The organism is Pseudomonas azerbaijanoccidentalis (genome assembly GCF_019145495.1).
GTDB classification, from domain to species: domain Bacteria; phylum Pseudomonadota; class Gammaproteobacteria; order Pseudomonadales; family Pseudomonadaceae; genus Aquipseudomonas; species Aquipseudomonas azerbaijanoccidentalis.
Genome location: NZ_JAHSTU010000005.1, coordinates 240,649 through 257,397, shown reverse-complemented (window position 1 = coordinate 257,397; position 16,749 = coordinate 240,649). Strand labels below are relative to the sequence as shown.

The following is a 16,749-nucleotide window of genomic DNA, read 5'->3' as shown; positions in this document are numbered from 1 at the left end:
TTCGAATGGCGGCGTCCTCCGAATTATACGAGCCAATGCTCGTGAACGATGTAAGAGGTGAACTGAAATGGCCAATACAGGAAACAACAACCCCGGGAATTTTGGCAATGACCGGGACAAGGCATCCGAAGCCGGTAAAAAAGGCGGAGAGGCCTCAAGTGGCAATTTTGCCAATGATCCACAACGTGCCTCTGAAGCAGGCCAGAAAGGTGGCCAGGCTTCCGGTGGTCAGTCACGCGATGCTGACCGGATGTCCGGAGGGGGGCAAGGAACCCAGCGCGGAGGTGAATTCGCCGACGACCAGGACAACACCGCCAAGCCAGGCCAGAAAGGTGGCCAGGGTTCAGGTGGGCGCCCATCGACTGACGCCGACCCATCGAACCGCAACAGGCAGGGCAGTGGCGGCGGCAACTTTGCCGATGACCGGGATAAAGCCTCGCAAGCGGGGCGTGAAGGTGGCGATCACAGCGGCGGCGGAGGACGCAAACCTTAATGACGTGTGAGCCCAACCGGGCCCCGATAATGTTCGGGGCCTGGTTATGAAATATCCGCCGCAGATCAGAGGCCCATATGGATGCCCTTGATGCTGCGCGCGCCCAGTTCGCGATCACCATCAGTTTTCATATTGTGCTGGCTGCGCTGACGATCGGTCTGGCGTTTTTTTTGATGGTGCTCGAGGCGCTTTGGTTATGGCGGGGCCGGCAAATCTATCTGGACGTGTATCGCTATTGGCTAAAAATATTTGCCCTTAACATTGCCGTCGGAACAGCGTCGGGTCTGATCCTGGAATACCAGTTCGGGCTCAATTGGTCGCGGCTCTCGACCCTGGCGGGTGAGATCCTCGGCCCCTTGATGTTTTACGAAGTGCTTGCCGCTTTTTTTCTTGAGGCGGGCTTTGTCGGCATCATGCTCTTCGGGCTGAAAAAGGTCGGCCCTCGTCTGCATTTTTTCGCAACCAGTGCCGTCGCTCTGGGATCCTTCATCAGCGCCTTCTGGATTCTTGGTTGTGGTTTTGTATCCGCTGATCGTTCCGCCCAATCTGACGTTGCAGGCCGCCACCTCCAGCCCAGCGACCCAAAGATTCATGCTGATTGGCTTTGCGGTTTTGATCCCGGTGACACTCATCTACAACACCTACGGTTTCAAAGTGTTCAGCGGAAAGGTTCATCCCGTTGAACAACCGAGCCATCAGCGGCCGTGACAAGCTGGAGGGATTGCCACATGGACAACTCGAACGGCGTGGGTCGCCAGCCGATTTATCTGGGATGTGCAGGTTGGAGCGTAGGTCGGGAGCATGCCGCGGCGTTCCCTGAACACGGCACTCACCTTCAGCGTTACGCTTGGCAATTCAACGGTGTTGAAATCAACAGCTCGTTTTATCGCCCGCATCGTCAGCAGACCTATGCACGCTGGGCCGACTCCGTACCGCACGATTTGCGGTTCAGTGTGAAAGTCCCCAAGCGAATCACCCATGAGTTGCACTTGGTGGACTGCGATCAAGCGTTGGCCGAGTTCCTCACTCAATGCTCAGGATTGGGTGACCGCCTGGGATGTCTGCTGGTGCAGCTGCCGCCGTCGCTGGTATTTGAGGAACACGTGGCGCATCGCTTTTTTAGAGGACTCAGGGCGCAGTTTTCTGGGGCTGTTGTGCTAGAGCCTCGGCATCCATCCTGGACTCGTGCAGAACCCTTATTGATGGCGTATGCAATTGCCCAAGCGGTGGTCGACCCGTCGCGTATCGCCACGGACTCATCGCCACGAGGGGCACGGGACATTGCTTACTGGCGGCTGCACGGCTCTCCACGCATCTACTTCAGCCCTTATGACCAGCTGTTTTTGGAGCGTCTCGCCTCTTTGCTCGAACGGACGGCTGTCGATAGATGTGTGTGGTGCATCTTCGATAACACGGCCAGTGGTGCCGCGTTGAAAAACGCGCTGGCGCTAAAGGGCCTGCTGAGGAAATCAATCTGCACACCCATTGCTCGTTCAAGTTCTTCTTGAAAGCGCGTTATGAAGATGCCGGGGACTTGAAAAAAACCTGTTCGCGTCGCATTGCGCCGCACTGACGGTTTCGGCCATCAGCTTCTATGAACTCTTGCACGTCACCTGCCTCTGACATCAAGAGCCGTTCGTGCTTTGTGTACGAGGCTCATGAATCCTTCGCAACGACCCAGTCATCAGGAACGCCGGGCCATGACCAGCGCTGACACCATTGAACACTTGCTTGACACGTTTGCTTCTCGATCCGTGACGCAGTCCACCGACGGCGCTCTGCAAGGTTTGATGCAGAAGCTCATCGACAGTGGATTTGCCGGCCTGCCGCCGCCGGGTCAAGGTCGAACACTGGAGCGGTGGCGCAGCTTGGCGAAGGTCGGTGCCTGCGATCTGGCATTGACCAAGATTTTTGAAGGGCATACCGATGCGCTGGCAATCGTCACGGAGCTGGAGCCTGACCGAGCGCCGGCTCCCGGTCTCTGGGGTGTATGGGCGGCCGAGCCGCCGTTTGCCCGGATCGAAATTGTTGATCGTCAAGACGACCAGGTGTATCTGCAAGGGCGAAAAGCCTGGTGTTCCGGTGCAGCGATACTGGATTGGGCACTTGTCACGACATGGGATGAACAAGGACTGGCGCAGTTGGTTGCAGTGGATCTGAAACAAGCCAGTCTCAGCAGAGTCGACGAGGTCTGGCAGGCCGTGGGAATGGCGCACACGGCCAGCGTCGATGTGGAATTCAACGGAGCGCTGGGTCATTGCGTTGGTTTGCCCGGCCAATATGTTGATCGACCAGGTTTTTGGCAGGGCGGAGGCGGCATTGCCGCGTGCTGGTACGGTGCAGCCTGCGCGTTTGCCGGTTATCTGCGTGAGCATTGCACGCGCCCTTATCACGATGCCCATGCGGCGGCCCATCTTGGCGCTGTCGATGCCGCATTGTGCGCAGCGGCGGCGTCCATGAGAGAAACCGCGGCCTGGATCGATGGTCACCCGCAAAGCTCGGCAGAGATTCCTGTACGACGCTTGCGCGCCCAGGTTGAAGCGGCAGTCACGGTGGTGCTCGAACAGGTCGGGCGTGCCCTGGGTGCCACGCCTTATTGCCGGAATGCGCATTTCGCCCGGCTTGCCGCCGACCTGCCGGTGTTCCTGCGACAGAGCCATGGGCACAAGGATCTCGCGGAACTGGGAAAGCGCACAGCTGCGCAATCGAACGATGGGTGGTTGTTGTGAGTATCGCGACGATTGCCACGACTGAAAATCCGATACAGGGCCCTGGTACCACGCTGCAAGAGTGGCAGGCCAGCGCTCCGCTCGCAGGGGTTGCGCACGTTACCCATCAACAGCTGGTGCCCGAAGGCCAGAGACTGGTGGTGGTCACCCCGCACCCTGACGACGAAGTCCTGGGCTGTGCAGGCATCCTGGCGGGGATGTTGGGCAGGGAGTCGGACGTGTTGATGGTGGCGGTCACCGATGGTGAGGCGAGTCATCCGGGTTCACAGGAGTGGTCACCGACACGATTGCGCCAACAGCGACCATTGGAGAGTTGGCAAGCCCTCGACCGGTTGGGCCTGAATATGCAGGCATTGAATTGGCGCAGACTCGGTTTACCCGATAGCGGCGTGGCCGAGAAAGAAGATGAGTTGGTTGAGCGACTGCTGGCGTTGATACGCCGCGGGGACCGCGTGATAACGACGTGGCGCCATGACGGGCATTGCGATCACGAAGCAACTGGACGGGCAGCGGCATACGCGGCATCGCAGCGCAACGCCTGTTTGCTAGAGGTGCCGATTTGGGCTTGGCATTGGGCGCGGCCACACGATCAGAGAATTCCCTGGGCACGGGCGCGTAAATTCATGCTCGATGCGCCGGTATTGGCACGAAAGCGTCATGCCATCAACGCTCATGTTTCGCAGATCAACGCGGATGGACGGGGCACGGCGGTGCTTGACCGTGAAACCCTTGAACGACTGATGCAACCCTTTGAACTGGTGTTTATATGAGTGTCTCGCCTGAGTATTTCCAGAAAATGTTCGATGCCAGCGACGACCCCTGGTCCTTTCGAACGCGCTGGTACGAAAAACGCAAACGTGAGCTGACGCTGGCAAGTCTGCCACGCCAACGTTATCAGCGCGTTTTCGAGCCAGGCTGCGCCAATGGCGAACTCAGCGCCATGCTCGCCGAACGTAGCGACTCATTGCTGTGTCAGGACATCAACGAAAAAGCCGTGCAACTTGCGCAGCATCGATTGAGCAATGTGCCGCACGCTCGCGTCGACCTGGGGCGCGTTCCCCACGACTGGCCTGAGGGAACGTTCGACCTCATCGTGTTGAGTGAGGTCGGTTACTTTCTTGACTCAAGCGAATGGAATCGCGTTATCGAAAACACCTTGCTCAGCCTGAGCCCGGAGGGTGGCGTCCTGGCGTGCCACTGGCTGCATCCGATTGAAGGCTGTTCGCGGGACGGTCGCGCTGTGCATGAAGCGCTTTCGGATGGCCTGCGACTGCATCGACTTGTGCGCCATGAAGAAACGGACTTTTTACTCGAATACTGGAGCCGTAATCCGGCCTCGATCGACCTTGCCCAGACGTGCGATTGATCACTCGGCCAGCGACTTAAGGTAGTCGCCAAAACCTTCCCGGCAACGGCAGTGCTTTCGTGCGCTGGTGGTCACCCGGTTGCTTGCTGTCCACAGGATGTTCGCGCCGCTGCGTTCCAGATCCGCAACCAGTTGAACATCTTCGTGGGCGGGCAAGGCCTTGAACCCACCTGCTTTGCGGTAAGCCGACGAGGACACACCGAGGTTTGCCCCATGGATGTGGCGATGTCCATCAACGCGATGGTAACCGGCGTGGTAGCGCTCGCGTACCTTGCTTGAATGTTCCGACCAGTCATTGACTTCAACCAGCCCGCACACGGCATCCACATTGAATCTGATTTGATCGGCCAGCCATGTTTCGGGAACGACGCTGTCGGCATCGGTGAACGCCAGCCATCGTGCGTCAACCCCCAACAGGTGTTCGGCCCCGTGCGCCCGGGTTTTCCCCACGTTGCGGTGGCTGCAGGTCAATGTCATCACGTCGTACGCCTGGGCAATGTGCAAAGAGGTGTCCGTGCAGTCATCCAGAACGATCAGGATTTTTACTTCTTCATTGTTCAGACCCTGGTGATAGGCCGCCTCCAGAAGTGATTCGATGCAATGGACGAGCAGCTGTTCTTCGTTATGAACCGGGACAACGACTCCAATCATATGTGCTCCCCATGTGCCTTCTCGCAATCTTTGGATTCCATCATTAGGCACGAGCCCTGCGAGACCGTTCCATCGCGTGCTTCGCGAAACGGGAGATTGACCCGTTGTTGGGCTACAGGTCCCGAGCCTATGTCTGGCTGAGCAGGTCCTTGCCGAAGTGGTGAGGCTGTTCCAGGGTTGTCAACTCGCCGCGAGCAAACTTGCCGCCAGCGCGACTAACGCCGTGTTGAGACAGACCAATGCGAAGCCAAACCTGACCAGTTCGCTTTCTTCCCAAGCCTGTGTTTTAGCCAGCCCCAGAATGAGCATGACGATTGACAGAGACCCCATGGCAGCATGGCCTGCCGTGCTGTTCTGGACCGCCGCCAACAATAGGCGTGACGACTCGGGCAGCATCGCAATGGCCGGCATGAAAATGGCGTTGCCGCCGACATTCGACCCGGTCATGTAGCCTGACAAAGCGCCAAGCAGGGCCACCAGCGACGTCGCGGCATTGGGTGACAGGTTCGACAGTAATTGCATCAGGCCCGCCAGAAAGCCAGCCTTCACCATCATCTGCGACATTGCGAGGAAAAAGAAAATGGTCACCAAGGGCCGCTTCGCACGCGCTGCCAGTGCAGTCGACATGCGCACATTGCTGGTTGCCTGGCTCTGTGTGTCGCGGGCGTAGAATCTTAGTCCGATCAGCACCAGAAGCAGTGCGATGCCGGGCGACGCCAAGGGTTTCCATGTGACCTGTGCGCCCTGTACGACCCAGATGTCCTGCCAGGAGGTGATCGTCCATACCGCCTTCAGCGTGACAATGCACACGATCAGTACCAGATACGGCCAAGCCTGCTGCGGCCACTTCATCGCATCGCGTTGACCATCGACACTGCGCAGGCGCCACATCCGTGTAGACAGCACAGAGGTTGCCGTGACCAGGCCAGCGGCAACGCCGGCCACTTCGGGCCCAAGCCATCGACTGGCACCGTAAAGCACGCTCACAAACAGCAGCCAGAATACGGCCAGTCCTTTCCATTCCCTGCGCTCGCGAACGCCTGCCAGATAGAGTGCCATCGCGCCAAGGGCGAAAAAAACCGGGGCGCTGGTCAACGCCGAGGTCGAGGCCAGCGCGAAGGTATCCAGGTGAGCCAGCGAGGCCCCAATGACCGTTGCCAAACCCAGCGTTCCCCAAGGCATGATGGCCATGCCGGTCAACGCTATTCGCAGCGCAACCCGGCGTTCGAAGAGGCTGAGCAGTAAAGGCACTGTTGCAATCAACGACACGCCGAAGCCAGTCATCGCTTCCAGCAAGGGTGCCAGACCGAGGACGATGAACACGATTTGATCGCCGCGCGCCAGCCCCAGTGAGCGTACCCATTGGCTAAGCGCCAGATTGACGCCCAGGCGCTCGATGCAAATCACGAAGGCCAGCCCTGGTACGATCACGAAGGCCGTACTTGCAAACAGCACGGCGGTATCCTGGGCCGCGGCCACCATGCTGTCGAGGCGCCACGCGTCGGCGGCACCGGCGAGCCAGAGCACCACCACCAGCAGAGTGCCTGCGATGGCCGCATGTATGGGTGGGCGGCGCAGCACCACGAGCATGGCTGTTACCAGCAGGACTGGGGAAAGATGAAACAGTGCGACCATGCCAATATTATCCTGTGTGAGTTCCCGACCCCGCTGCGTATGCAGGTGGCAAGCACGATAATATTTCTCACGGCTAGATAAAGGTGCGCGGTTTTCTGCTAGTTTTCGAGAAAATTTCTCGCGAGTCTTCCATGGCAAATACCCACACGGCTACAGAACCGCTGGACAAATTCGACCGTGCGATCCTTGAACTCGTCCAGCGCGATAACACCACGGCGCTGCGCCTGATAGCCGAGCAGGTCAATCTCTCCACGGCCGCTGTGCAGCGCCGTATCAAACGAATGGAGGAGAAGGGAATCATCACGGGCAACGTAGCCATCGTCGATCCTACCGCCGTCGGACGGCCGATCACGATCATTGTCGAAGTGATGACCGAGCGCACCAGCCTCGATGAGCTGGAGAAGATGAAGGCACACTTTGCGGTGCCCGAAGTCCAGCAGTGCTACTACGTCACCGGCGAAGTGGATTTTGTCCTGGTGTTAACCGTTGCCAGCATGCAGGAATATCAAGCGTTGGCGCGTCGCTTGTTTGCCGAAAACGCAAACGTGACCTGGTTCAAGACAATCGTGGCACTCGATCGTGTGAAAGTCGGGCTTGAGGTGCCGAGCGTACCTGCTTGATCGACGCTGCAAGCGCTGTCGAGAGGGCTTTCGCACAAGCCAGGCTTGCTTGCGCGAAAGTCATTTGTCTCGCCGAGGCATCAACTCCCTGATGGTTTATTCAACGCCGCTTCAGCCGCCGCGATTTCGGCTTGGCGCCTGACGATCACGTCACCAATCGGCGGCCCTTGGAAGCGTCGGGCCTCGAAGCCAAACCAGACAATGGCCGTCAGCACCAGAAAGCCGATGGTGATGTACAGCGCCCAATCGTTCGGTGGCTGGATGCCGATGATGAAAATGATCACCATCGACAGCACCGACAGCAGGGAAAACACCGTGTACCAGAAGCGGCCCATGTTCCAGGGACCCATGGTCGGCCACTTCGAGGTTCCGTAGGCAAACAGGCCGAGCACGATGGGAATGATGAAAGAGAAGAACAGGAAGATCACCGTGCAGGACACGACGATGGTGTAGACCGGTGTCTCGCCGATCGAGATCACCGACGATCCCCAGACGAACAACACTGCCAGCGTCGCACCCGTCCAGATCGCCGCTACCGGGCTGCGGAACGTTGGCGAGACCGAGGCCAGGGCTTTGGAGCAGGGCAGGCCACCGTCGCGGGAAAAGGCGAAGATCATTCGCGACACCGAGGTCACGGTGGCCAACCCGCAGAGCACCTGCGAGATGAAAATCGCCACGTACAAGGCGAGTTTCAATGTCGGGTTGACCTGGGTGTCCATGGCCCAGAAAAACACACTCCAGCCTTTGCTCGCCGCCTCGTCCATGTTTGGCAGCATCAGCACGAATGCACTGAGCATCACCCAGCCGAACAGCAGCGACCAGACCACCGACATGACCATGCCCTTGGGCACGGACAGGGCGGCGTTGCGGGTCTCTTCGGAGGTGTGTGCCGAGGCGTCATAACCGGTGATGGTGTAGATCGGCAACAGCAGGCCCAGCATGAACACCCAGCCATTGGACACCTGTGGCCAAACGCTACCGCCCGCTTCGCCGGAGTAGTTGCCGAATGTCACCAACCGCGCGAACTCGTAACTGGGGGCCGAGATCAGGCAGACGACGGTCAGCGCCAGTGCAGTGGCGAAGATCAGGTAGCCGGAGAAGTCGGTGAGTTTCGCCGTCAGGCCGATCCCCAAGTGGTTACACAGCGCCTGGAGTCCGGTGAGGATGGCCAGGAAAATCACCCGGGTCGTGGTGGTGTCCTCCATGCCCAATGCCGGGCCGAAGGCGCCGAAGAAAAAGTAGTACGTGCCGACGTTGATCGCCCCGAGCACCGTGACCAGCCCCAGCAGGTTGAACCAGGCGGTGAGCCAGCCAGTGAAGCGGTTGCCGAGTATCGAGCCCCAGTGGTACAGGCCGCCAGCGGTGGGGTAGGCCGAGGAAATCTGCGCCATGGCCAGCGCGAACACCCCGGAAATCAGGCAGCCGATCGGCCAGCCGATGCCGATCGAAGCACCGCCTGCGCCCGAGGTGCCTTGGGCCAGTGAGTTGATGCCGCCGGAGAGGATGCAGATGATCGAAAAGGAAATCGCAAAGTTGGAGAAAACCCCCATTCGTCGCGAGAGCTGCTGGGCATAGCCCATGCTGTGCAGCACCTTGACGTCATCGTCGTGCGGCGCGTCGGTGCCGGGCTGGCTTGCTGGGTTCATTAGTGTGTGCCCCTTCAGGTTTTGATACGCATCCATCCGGGTTTGCGGATGGGCTGGCCTTCAACCCCTTGTCGTACTGCTCCGTTTGCCTGCGGTAAAACACGTCCATGCTTGCTGTTTCGACCATGGACCGTCGACTGCTCTATAGCCGGCCGTGGAAAGCCGCGTCGAAAATTTCCTTAACACCGGCCTTGGTCAACGGCAACGGATTGCCGCCGGCCGAAGGGTCGACGACCGCCATGTCGGCAATCAGCTCAGCCTGTTTGTCGTCCACACCCAGCTCGAACAGCGTGTGCGGGACGGCGATGTCCTTGCGTAACTTGAGAATGAACGCCATGAAACTGTCGAAGCCCGGGGAGGGCAGGTGCAGGTAAGCCGCCAGCCGCGTGATGCGCTCTTCGATGGCCGGGCGATTGAACTTCAGCACGTACGGCATCAGGGTCGCATTGGTCATGCCGTGATGGCTGTCGTACAGCGCGCCGATCGGGTGGGCGAGGGCGTGCATCCCGCCCAGACCTTTCTGGAAGGCTGTGGCGCCCATCGCTGCTGCCGCCAGCATGTGTCCCCGTGCATCCAGGTCGGAAGGCATGTGTACGGCGCGCACCAGTGCATTGGCCACCAGACGCATGCCTTCCACGGCGATACCATCGGCCATCGGGTGAAAGCCCGGCGCGCAGTAGGATTCGAGGCAGTGCGCCAACGCATCCATGCCCGTGCCGGCAGTGACTTTGGCCGGCATGCCGACGGTCAGGGCCGGGTCACTGATGACCACGCGCGGCATCATTTTCGGGTGAAAGATGATGCGTTTGGTGTGGGTGCGATCGTCGATGATCACCGCCGCCCGGCCCACTTCGGAGCCCGTGCCCGCCGTGGTTGGCACCGCGATGACCGGGGCGATGCTGTTGGCATCGGCGCGGGTCCAGTAGTCGCCGATGTCCTCGAAATCCCAGACCGGGCGAGTCTGGCCGCTCATGAACGCAATCAGCTTGCCCATGTCCAGGCCACTGCCGCCACCAAAAGCGACCACGCCATCATGGTTGCCCGCGCGCCAGGCGTCGAGCCCACCGGCCAGGTTGGCTTCGACCGGGTTGGGTTTGAGATCGCAAAACAGCGCCGCGCCCAACCCGGCGTCGCGCAACGAATCCAGCGCGGCGGTGGTGATCGGTGCCCGCCCCAGGCCGCTGTCGGTAACCAGCAGCGGTCGCTGGATACCCTGGCTGCGACAGACTTCGGCCAGCTCGCTGATACGGCCGACGCCGAAGCGAATGCTGGTGGGGTAATTCCAGTTTCCAGTCAGGCTCATGGCTCAGATCTCGTGGCGCAAATGGAAGGATTTGGCGCGGGTCAGGTGTTCGTAACCCAGGCGCGACAAGGTGACGCCGCGGCCACTGTTTTTCACCCCGGTCCAGGCCAGGGCCGGGTCCAGGTAGTCGCAGCGATTCATGAACACGGTGCCGGTGTCGATGGCGTTGCCCAGGCGTTCGGCAGCGGCGAGGTCCTGAGTCCAGATCGATGCGCTGAGCCCGAATTCACTGTCGTTCATCAAGGCGATGGCTTCGTCGTCGCTGTCCACCGGCATGATGCCGACCACCGGACCAAAGCTTTCATCACGCATGAGCGACATTTGATGGGTGACATCCACCAACACCTGCGGTGCGAGGTAGGCACTGCCCGGCACATCCGCGGCAAACATCTGCGGGTCGATCAGCGCCTTCGCACCTTGGGCCAGTGCTTCGGCGATCTGCCCGCGGACGAAAAACGCCGCGCCCGGCGTGACCAGCGGGCCGAGCGTGGTGGCTTCGTCCAGCGGGTTGCCCAGCACGTACTGGCGGGTCAGCTCGACGAAACCGTCGACGAAGGCCGGATAAATTTTTCGGTCGACATAAATGCGTTCCACCGCGCAGCAACTCTGCCCGGAGTTGAAGAAACTGCCGTCCACCAGATTTTCCACGGCATGGTCGAGGTTGGCGTCGGCTCGCACATACGCCGGGTCCTTGCCGCCAAGCTCCAGGCCCACGCCGACAAAGCGTCCCATGGCCGCGTTTTCCATGGCTTTACCGGCATCTACCGAGCCGGTGAAATTGACCTGCTGCACACGACCGGATGCGATGATATCGGCCGTCTGCACATGATCGAGCAGCAAATTCTGGAATAAGCCTTCGGGTAGATTCGCCTGACGCATGGCCTGGGCGAAACGCTCGCCCACCAGCAGCGTTTGCGACGCGTGCTTGAGGATCACGCTGTTACCGGCCATCAATGCCGGAATAATGGTGTTCACCGCAGTCAGGTACGGGTAATTCCATGGAGCGACCACGAGGACCGTGCCCAGTGGTTCACGCTGGATGAGCCGTCGAAACCCTGCGACCGGCTCGGGCTCGACCGGTGCCAGCGCTTGCGGCGCGATGGCGATCATGTGCCGGGCGCGCTCTTCGAAACCCCGCAACTCGCTGGCGCCGAAGCGCACCGGGCGGCCCATTTGCCAGGCCAGTTCCGGGACGATCTCGGCTTTCATCGCGAGCATTGCGTCGACGGCGGCGCTGCAAAACGCCGCGCGTTCGCTCAGTGGCCGGCGTTTCCATTGCGCCTGGGCGCTGGCCGCCGCCGCGAGCGCCTGTTCAACCTGTGCCTTGTCGGCACATGGGCGCTCGGCGTAGACCCGACCGTCGACCGGTGAGATGAGTTGAATCGTTGCCGTCATGATGGTCGCAACCCTGGTGGTTTCAATAGCGCTCGAAGCCGCGCTGCAATTCCCAGTCGGTGATCCGCCGGTCGTACTCTTTCTGCTCCCATTCGGCGGTGTGCACATAGTGATCGATCACTTCATCACCGAACGCCTCGCGCAGCATGCTCGAACCTTGGAGGGCGGCACTGGCGTCACGCAGGGTCTTGGAGACTTCCGGCAACTGCTCGTCGAGGTAGGCATCGCCTTCGAAGGGCGGGGTGAGGGTGAGCTTTTCGTCGACGCCGGCCAGCCCTGCCGCAATCAACGCGGCGAAGGCCAGGTAAGGGTTGAGGTCGGCACCGCCGATGCGGCACTCGATGCGAATGGACTTGCTGCTTTCGGCACACAGTCGGAAACCGGCGGTGCGGTTGTCCCGGCTCCACACCGCACGAGTCGGGGCGAAAGTGCCGGCCTGAAAGCGCTTGTAGGAATTGATGTAAGGCGCGAGAAAGCAGGTGATGTCGTTGGCGTACTTGAGCTGTCCGGCCACCCAGGAACGCATCAGTTTCGACATGCCGAACTCGGCCTTGGCATCGTAGAACAGCGGCTTCTTGGCGTTCTTGTCCCACAGCGAATTGTGGATGTGGCTACTCGAACCGGCGGCGTCATAGCGCCACTTCGCCATGAAGGTGATCGCCTTGCCCTGAAGCTGCGCGATCTCTTTGCAGGCATGTTTGATGATGACGTGGTGATCGGCCATGGTCATGGCGTCGGCGTAGCGGATGTTGATCTCTTCCTGGCCCGGCCCCCATTCGCCTTTGGAATTTTCAACCGGGATGCCGCAGGCCTGAAGATGTTTGCGAATGGCCCGCAGCACCGGTTCCTCGCGGGTGGTCTGCAGGATGTTGTAATCCTCGATGTAGTGCCCGGCGGTTTTCGGTTTGTGGTAGTTGCGCTTGTGAATGGCCTCGTAACTCTCGTCGAACAGATAAAACTCGAGTTCGGAGGCAAACATACCGGTGTAGCCGCGCTCACGCAGGCGTTCGACCTGTTTTTTCAGGATCGCCCGGGGGCTGTGGGGCAAGTCTTGCCGATGGTGATGGTCGAGCACATCGCACAGCACCAGCGCCGTGCATTCCAGCCACGGCACCTTGCGCAAGGTGCGCATGTCGGGTTTGAGCACAAAGTCGCCGTAGCCCTTGCTCCAACTGGCGGCGGCGTAGCCCGGCACCGGCTCCATGTCGATGTCGTCGGCCAGCAGGTAGTTGCAGCAGTGGGTTTCTTCGTGGCCGCTGTCGATGAAAAACTCGACCTGGAAACGCTTGCCCACCAGCCGTCCCTGCATGTCGACCATGCACACCAGCACGGTATCGATTTCGCCAGAGAGGGCGGCGCGCTTGAGTTCGTCAAAACTGAGATACGGCTCGGTCATCACGGCAATCCTGCGCAAATTGTTGGGATCTGTCTGAGATAGCTGTTGCAGACGCTCTCCAGAAAAATCCAACAACTGCCGCCGCGAGCATCGTGGGCAATAAGCTGACCTAAGCTTAGCCTACTGTCGCTTTTCGCAAGTTTTCACCGCGTTGATTGTGTGAGATGGCGGGGGCGTGCCGCGCATACCACCGGTTAATCCACCGACTCACCGCTTGCCAGCGTGCGATCAACCAGACGGATGCTGTTGCGTCCGCCGCGCTTGGATTCATAAAGCGCGGCGTCGCCTTGCTCGATCAATGCCGTCAGGCTGGCGGGCGGCTGGTCGAACAGGCTGGCGCCGATGCTCAGGGTCACCGCTTGCGGCGTGGTGAAAGTCTGCGCCGCGGCGCTGTGGAACTGCTCGCGAAGGGCGTTGCCCATCGCCACGATGCGTTCGTTGGAGGCGTTGTTCAGCAAGATCACGAACTCGTCACCACCCAACCGGGCGGCGAGGGCGTTTTCCGGCAACACCGAGCGGATCATCTCGCTCAGGGCTACCAACAGCCGGTCGCCAGCGGTATGGCCGAACAGGTCGTTGACCGGTTTGAAATTGTCGATGTCGATCAGCAGCACGGCGCCCGGCCGAGTACTGGAAACATCGCTCAACAGGCGCGGCGCGCGCACTTCCAGGGCGCGGCGGTTGTACAGGGCGGTCAGCGGATCGCGTTCTGCCAGCCGGGCGATTTGTTTCTCGCGCCGGTAGCGCTCGGTGCCGGTCATCGACAGCGCGATCAACATGATCGCCATCACGCCTTCGACCAGGGAAATCTGAATAATCTCGCCACGGAACGCCGCGAGGTCGATCAAGGTGCCGGGAACCACGGCGGTTATTGATTTGATGAGATAGAACAGGCCATGGACCAGCAGCACATAGCGCAGCTGAACCGCCCCCACACTCAGGGATTTGCCGTGGGGACGCAGGAGGAAGCTGGCCCGCAGCGACAGCAGGGCGACCAGCAGTGAATTGGCCAGCAACATGATCTTTGACCACGAGGGCTCATCCGGCAGCAACAGCAGCGCCAGCCAGGCGACGAAGATCAGATACCAGGCACGAGACAGGCGCGCCTGGGTAAACCGCGCCACACCGAGCAGGAAAAACCAGTGGGCCAGCACCAGCAGGCCATTGGCAAACCAGATGCCGACCAGCAACAGTCCGATCCCGCGCAGCAAAGCGAGTGTCGAACCCACGGTGATTGTCGCAAAGCCTGCGCTCCAGAACAGCAGCGAGGGTTCACGGATGCTGCGCCACTCGACCGCCAGGTACAGCGCGGCAGCTGCCGCCAGGGCGATCGAGAGGGTCAACATCGTGGGTGGGTCGAGCGCCATAGCCTTGCTGCCTTTCTGAATACGCTGAAAAGGCAGGATTGTAAGCGTTTGCGCTGCTTTTTCGCAGCGCAGGCTGTTATTCGGCGCGTGGCATCGGGTCGCGGTTAGCGGTTATTCCCGCACGTTCTGGTACAGCATCAAGCGCGAGGTTTCATGCATCGCGCGGGTCAGCTCTACCAAACGCTTGAATTCTTGCGGATTCTGCTGCGCCACGTTGTCCAGCGGCGTCATCGAGGCCAGGTCGTGCAGCGTCGGCGAGCTGCCGTCGTGCTCCATCTGCACCATGTAATGCTGGGTCACGCCGGCGATCAACGGGAACGTACCCTCACGCAGTACCAGTGGCACCACGCGCTCACCCTCGGGCGCAGGCTGCTGGATATCGCGGCCCATGCCGCCGTTGCGGAACTCAAGACCGGCCATGCCGGCCACGGTTGGCAGCAAGTCCACCAGGCCCACCGCTTCTTCGACTTTGCGCGTGCCGAGCAAACCCGGGGCGTGGATGATCATCGGCACGGCATTGCTTTCCAGGCCCAGTTGCTCATAGGCCGGCGCCAGGAACGGGATCTGGGCGATACGGGTGTTGTGGTCGCCAAACAGCACAAAAATGGTGTTGTCGTAGTAACCGCCAGCCTTGGCGATTTCCATCAGGCGCCCGATGTTGAAGTCCAGCAGGCGCACGGCGTTGTATTGCTCGACACTGCGCGAACCGGCGGCCTGGACTTCCTCGAGGGTAGGGTGCTTGACCTCGAATCCGTCATTGGTCTTGGGAATGGTGAAAGGGCGATGGTTGCCGGCCGTCTGCACGTAGGCGAAGAACGGTTTGTCCTTGGGCAGCGCTTGCAGGATCCGGTCGGTTTCCTTGAACAGGTCCAGGTCGGAAATGCCCCAGACATCAACGACCGGCGATTTCCAGTCCCGCTCTTCGAACAAGCGAACGCCGTCGATGCTCTGGCGAATCAGGGCATTCATGTTGGCCCAGCCGGAGTTGCCACCGATGGTGTAGATCTTTTCGTAGCCGGTGAAGGCGTTGATCAGCGAGTGCTGTTTGGTGATCAACGGGTTACGCGTCGCGGTTTCCTGACGCGTGACGTCAGGGACCCCGGTAATGCTGGCCCAAACGGTTTTGGCGGTGCCGGTGACCGGAACGTAGAAGTGCTCGAAGAACCAGCTCTGTGTGGCCAGACGATCGATATTGGGGGTCGGATTGATCGGGTTGCCATAGGCGCCGACGGCACTGGTACCCAACGATTCCAGCATGACGAACATCACGTTCGGCGGCCGTGAACCCGGCACTTTGTAGGGCTGTGGTGCCTGGTGGCGGACGAAATTAAGGGTTTGCGCGTCAGGCTGATCGACGCCCAGGTACTTGGCCATTACCGAATAGTGCGCGCGCACCTGCGCTTCGTCATAGCGCAGTTGACCGACCTTGAGCGTGTCATAAAGGAACATGACCGGGTTCAGGCCCAGGGCCGCGACCTGGTTGTTGCCCGAGAAGAAGGCATCGCTCCAGCGCAACGGCACAGGGTTTTCCAGGTTCATGTTTTCGACACGGCCGAGAATGCCCAGCAACACCAACACGACCATCAGCGCGCCACCCCATGTGGCGGAGAGCGGGTGAATCGGCTTGCGGATGCGGTCCAGCGTCACACGTTCCAGACGCACAAGAGCCAGTATCACCACAACGACCGTCGCCAGCCAGCCCAGGGTAATCCACACCACCGGGTAGGTTTGCCAGACCATGTCGCGGGAGATCTGCGCGTCTTCGATAAAGCGCAGCACGGTGGCGTTGATTCTCAGGCCCAGGTACGCGTAGTGCCCGAAATCGATGATGTAGATCAGCAGCAGCGCACCCAGCGCCAGCACAAGGTACAGGCGTGCGACCCAGCGCAGCAGGCGGCTGCCGACAAGGTTCCAGCGAGGAATCCAGGCGAGCAGCGCCACCGGCAGCATCACCAGAATGGCCAGGCGCAGATCGAAACGAAAGCCGATGCCCAAGGTTTCCAGAACGGCATTGTCGCCGCTCAGGGCTTTGGCGTCGAAACCGGAAAAACCGAAAAAGAACACCACCCGTAGCAAGGCGAACAGCACAAACAGAATCGCTGTTGCGCCCAGCCAATAGTGCAAACGTCTCGATTGCAACCAACCCAT

Annotated in this window: 14 protein-coding genes and 2 pseudogenes; 8 read left to right on the top strand and 8 right to left on the bottom strand. The window is 60.3% G+C overall.

The window, feature by feature from the left end; all coding sequences use genetic code 11:
- Nucleotides 1–67 precede the first annotated feature (67 nt).
- The 7 genes and pseudogenes from KVG88_RS31370 to KVG88_RS18730 all read left to right on the top strand — a co-directional run.
- Nucleotides 68–229: pseudogene (locus tag KVG88_RS31370) on the top strand (con-10 family general stress protein); the annotation flags it as partial.
- A gap of 341 nt (nucleotides 230–570) precedes the next feature.
- Nucleotides 571–1,002: pseudogene (locus KVG88_RS18755) on the top strand (cytochrome ubiquinol oxidase subunit I); the annotation flags it as partial.
- Entirely contained in the window at nucleotides 959–1,201 is a 243-nt protein-coding gene (locus KVG88_RS31270; protein ID WP_367616849.1) for a cytochrome d ubiquinol oxidase subunit II, read from the top strand. The pseudogene KVG88_RS18755 and the gene KVG88_RS31270, both read left to right, overlap by 44 nt.
- Nucleotides 1,202–1,221: 20 nt before the next feature.
- A complete protein-coding gene (locus KVG88_RS18745) occupies nucleotides 1,222–2,001 on the top strand; it encodes a DUF72 domain-containing protein (protein WP_217872333.1) in 780 nt (259 codons plus the stop codon).
- 192 nt (nucleotides 2,002–2,193) lie between these two features.
- A complete protein-coding gene (locus KVG88_RS18740) occupies nucleotides 2,194–3,222 on the top strand; it encodes an acyl-CoA dehydrogenase (RefSeq protein ID WP_217872332.1) in 1,029 nt (342 codons plus the stop codon).
- Nucleotides 3,219–3,992: a PIG-L deacetylase family protein gene (locus KVG88_RS18735; protein ID WP_437179951.1), complete on the top strand. Its 774-nt coding sequence runs from the start codon at nucleotides 3,219–3,221 to the stop codon at nucleotides 3,990–3,992. The genes KVG88_RS18740 and KVG88_RS18735 overlap by 4 nt, the downstream gene beginning before the upstream one ends.
- Complete coding sequence (locus tag KVG88_RS18730) at nucleotides 3,989–4,588, top strand: class I SAM-dependent methyltransferase (protein ID WP_217872331.1); 600 nt, start codon at nucleotides 3,989–3,991, stop codon at nucleotides 4,586–4,588. The genes KVG88_RS18735 and KVG88_RS18730 overlap by 4 nt, the downstream gene beginning before the upstream one ends.
- On the opposite strand, the gene KVG88_RS18725 is transcribed toward KVG88_RS18730, so the two are convergent.
- Together KVG88_RS18725 and KVG88_RS18720 are read right to left on the bottom strand one after the other, a co-directional pair.
- A complete protein-coding gene (locus tag KVG88_RS18725; protein ID WP_217872330.1) occupies nucleotides 4,589–5,239 on the bottom strand; it encodes a glycosyltransferase family 2 protein in 651 nt (216 codons plus the stop codon).
- Nucleotides 5,240–5,419: 180 nt separating this feature from the next.
- Entirely contained in the window at nucleotides 5,420–6,874 is a 1,455-nt protein-coding gene (locus KVG88_RS18720; RefSeq protein WP_217872329.1) for an L-lactate permease, read from the bottom strand.
- Between the two features lie 131 nt (nucleotides 6,875–7,005).
- Between KVG88_RS18720 and KVG88_RS18715 the strand changes: the two genes are divergently transcribed.
- Nucleotides 7,006–7,494 (top strand): Lrp/AsnC family transcriptional regulator, encoded by a 489-nt coding sequence (locus tag KVG88_RS18715; RefSeq protein WP_217872328.1) that lies wholly within the window; start codon nucleotides 7,006–7,008, stop codon nucleotides 7,492–7,494.
- An 80-nt stretch (nucleotides 7,495–7,574) separates the two neighbouring features.
- Here the strand turns inward: KVG88_RS18715 and KVG88_RS18710 are convergent, their stop codons facing one another.
- The 6 genes from KVG88_RS18710 to KVG88_RS18685 form a co-directional block, all read right to left on the bottom strand.
- Nucleotides 7,575–9,140 (bottom strand): amino acid permease, encoded by a 1,566-nt coding sequence (locus tag KVG88_RS18710; RefSeq protein WP_150700889.1) that lies wholly within the window; start codon nucleotides 9,138–9,140, stop codon nucleotides 7,575–7,577.
- A 142-nt stretch (nucleotides 9,141–9,282) separates the two neighbouring features.
- The gene (locus KVG88_RS18705; RefSeq protein WP_217872327.1) at nucleotides 9,283–10,443 is read right to left on the bottom strand and encodes an iron-containing alcohol dehydrogenase; all 1,161 of its coding nucleotides are present in this window, start codon (nucleotides 10,441–10,443) and stop codon (nucleotides 9,283–9,285) included.
- Nucleotides 10,444–10,446: 3 nt separating this feature from the next.
- Nucleotides 10,447–11,838, bottom strand: coding sequence for an aldehyde dehydrogenase family protein (locus KVG88_RS18700; protein WP_217872326.1), 1,392 nt, complete (start codon nucleotides 11,836–11,838; stop codon nucleotides 10,447–10,449).
- 22 nt (nucleotides 11,839–11,860) lie between these two features.
- Nucleotides 11,861–13,234: a glutamine synthetase family protein gene (locus tag KVG88_RS18695; RefSeq protein WP_150700886.1), complete on the bottom strand. Its 1,374-nt coding sequence runs from the start codon at nucleotides 13,232–13,234 to the stop codon at nucleotides 11,861–11,863.
- A 194-nt stretch (nucleotides 13,235–13,428) separates the two neighbouring features.
- The gene (locus tag KVG88_RS18690; RefSeq protein WP_217872325.1) at nucleotides 13,429–14,601 is read right to left on the bottom strand and encodes a GGDEF domain-containing protein; all 1,173 of its coding nucleotides are present in this window, start codon (nucleotides 14,599–14,601) and stop codon (nucleotides 13,429–13,431) included.
- 111 nt (nucleotides 14,602–14,712) lie between these two features.
- Nucleotides 14,713–16,749: an LTA synthase family protein gene (locus KVG88_RS18685; RefSeq protein WP_217872324.1), complete on the bottom strand. Its 2,037-nt coding sequence runs from the start codon at nucleotides 16,747–16,749 to the stop codon at nucleotides 14,713–14,715.

Bases quoted from the DNA above. Each gene is read 5' to 3' on its own strand.
- KVG88_RS18745 (WP_217872333.1), top strand. From the start codon at position 1,222: ATGGACAACTCGAACGGCGTGGGTCGCCAGCCGATTTATCTGGGATGT.
- KVG88_RS18740 (WP_217872332.1), top strand. From the start codon at position 2,194: ATGACCAGCGCTGACACCATTGAACACTTGCTTGACACGTTTGCTTCT.
- KVG88_RS18730 (WP_217872331.1), top strand. From the start codon at position 3,989: ATGAGTGTCTCGCCTGAGTATTTCCAGAAAATGTTCGATGCCAGCGAC.
- KVG88_RS18725 (WP_217872330.1), bottom strand. From the start codon at position 5,239: ATGATTGGAGTCGTTGTCCCGGTTCATAACGAAGAACAGCTGCTCGTC.
- KVG88_RS18720 (WP_217872329.1), bottom strand. From the start codon at position 6,874: ATGGTCGCACTGTTTCATCTTTCCCCAGTCCTGCTGGTAACAGCCATG.
- KVG88_RS18715 (WP_217872328.1), top strand. From the start codon at position 7,006: ATGGCAAATACCCACACGGCTACAGAACCGCTGGACAAATTCGACCGT.
- KVG88_RS18710 (WP_150700889.1), bottom strand. From the start codon at position 9,140: ATGAACCCAGCAAGCCAGCCCGGCACCGACGCGCCGCACGACGATGAC.
- KVG88_RS18705 (WP_217872327.1), bottom strand. From the start codon at position 10,443: ATGAGCCTGACTGGAAACTGGAATTACCCCACCAGCATTCGCTTCGGC.
- KVG88_RS18700 (WP_217872326.1), bottom strand. From the start codon at position 11,838: ATGACGGCAACGATTCAACTCATCTCACCGGTCGACGGTCGGGTCTAC.
- KVG88_RS18695 (WP_150700886.1), bottom strand. From the start codon at position 13,234: ATGACCGAGCCGTATCTCAGTTTTGACGAACTCAAGCGCGCCGCCCTC.
- KVG88_RS18690 (WP_217872325.1), bottom strand. From the start codon at position 14,601: ATGGCGCTCGACCCACCCACGATGTTGACCCTCTCGATCGCCCTGGCG.
- KVG88_RS18685 (WP_217872324.1), bottom strand. From the start codon at position 16,749: ATGGGTTGGTTGCAATCGAGACGTTTGCACTATTGGCTGGGCGCAACA.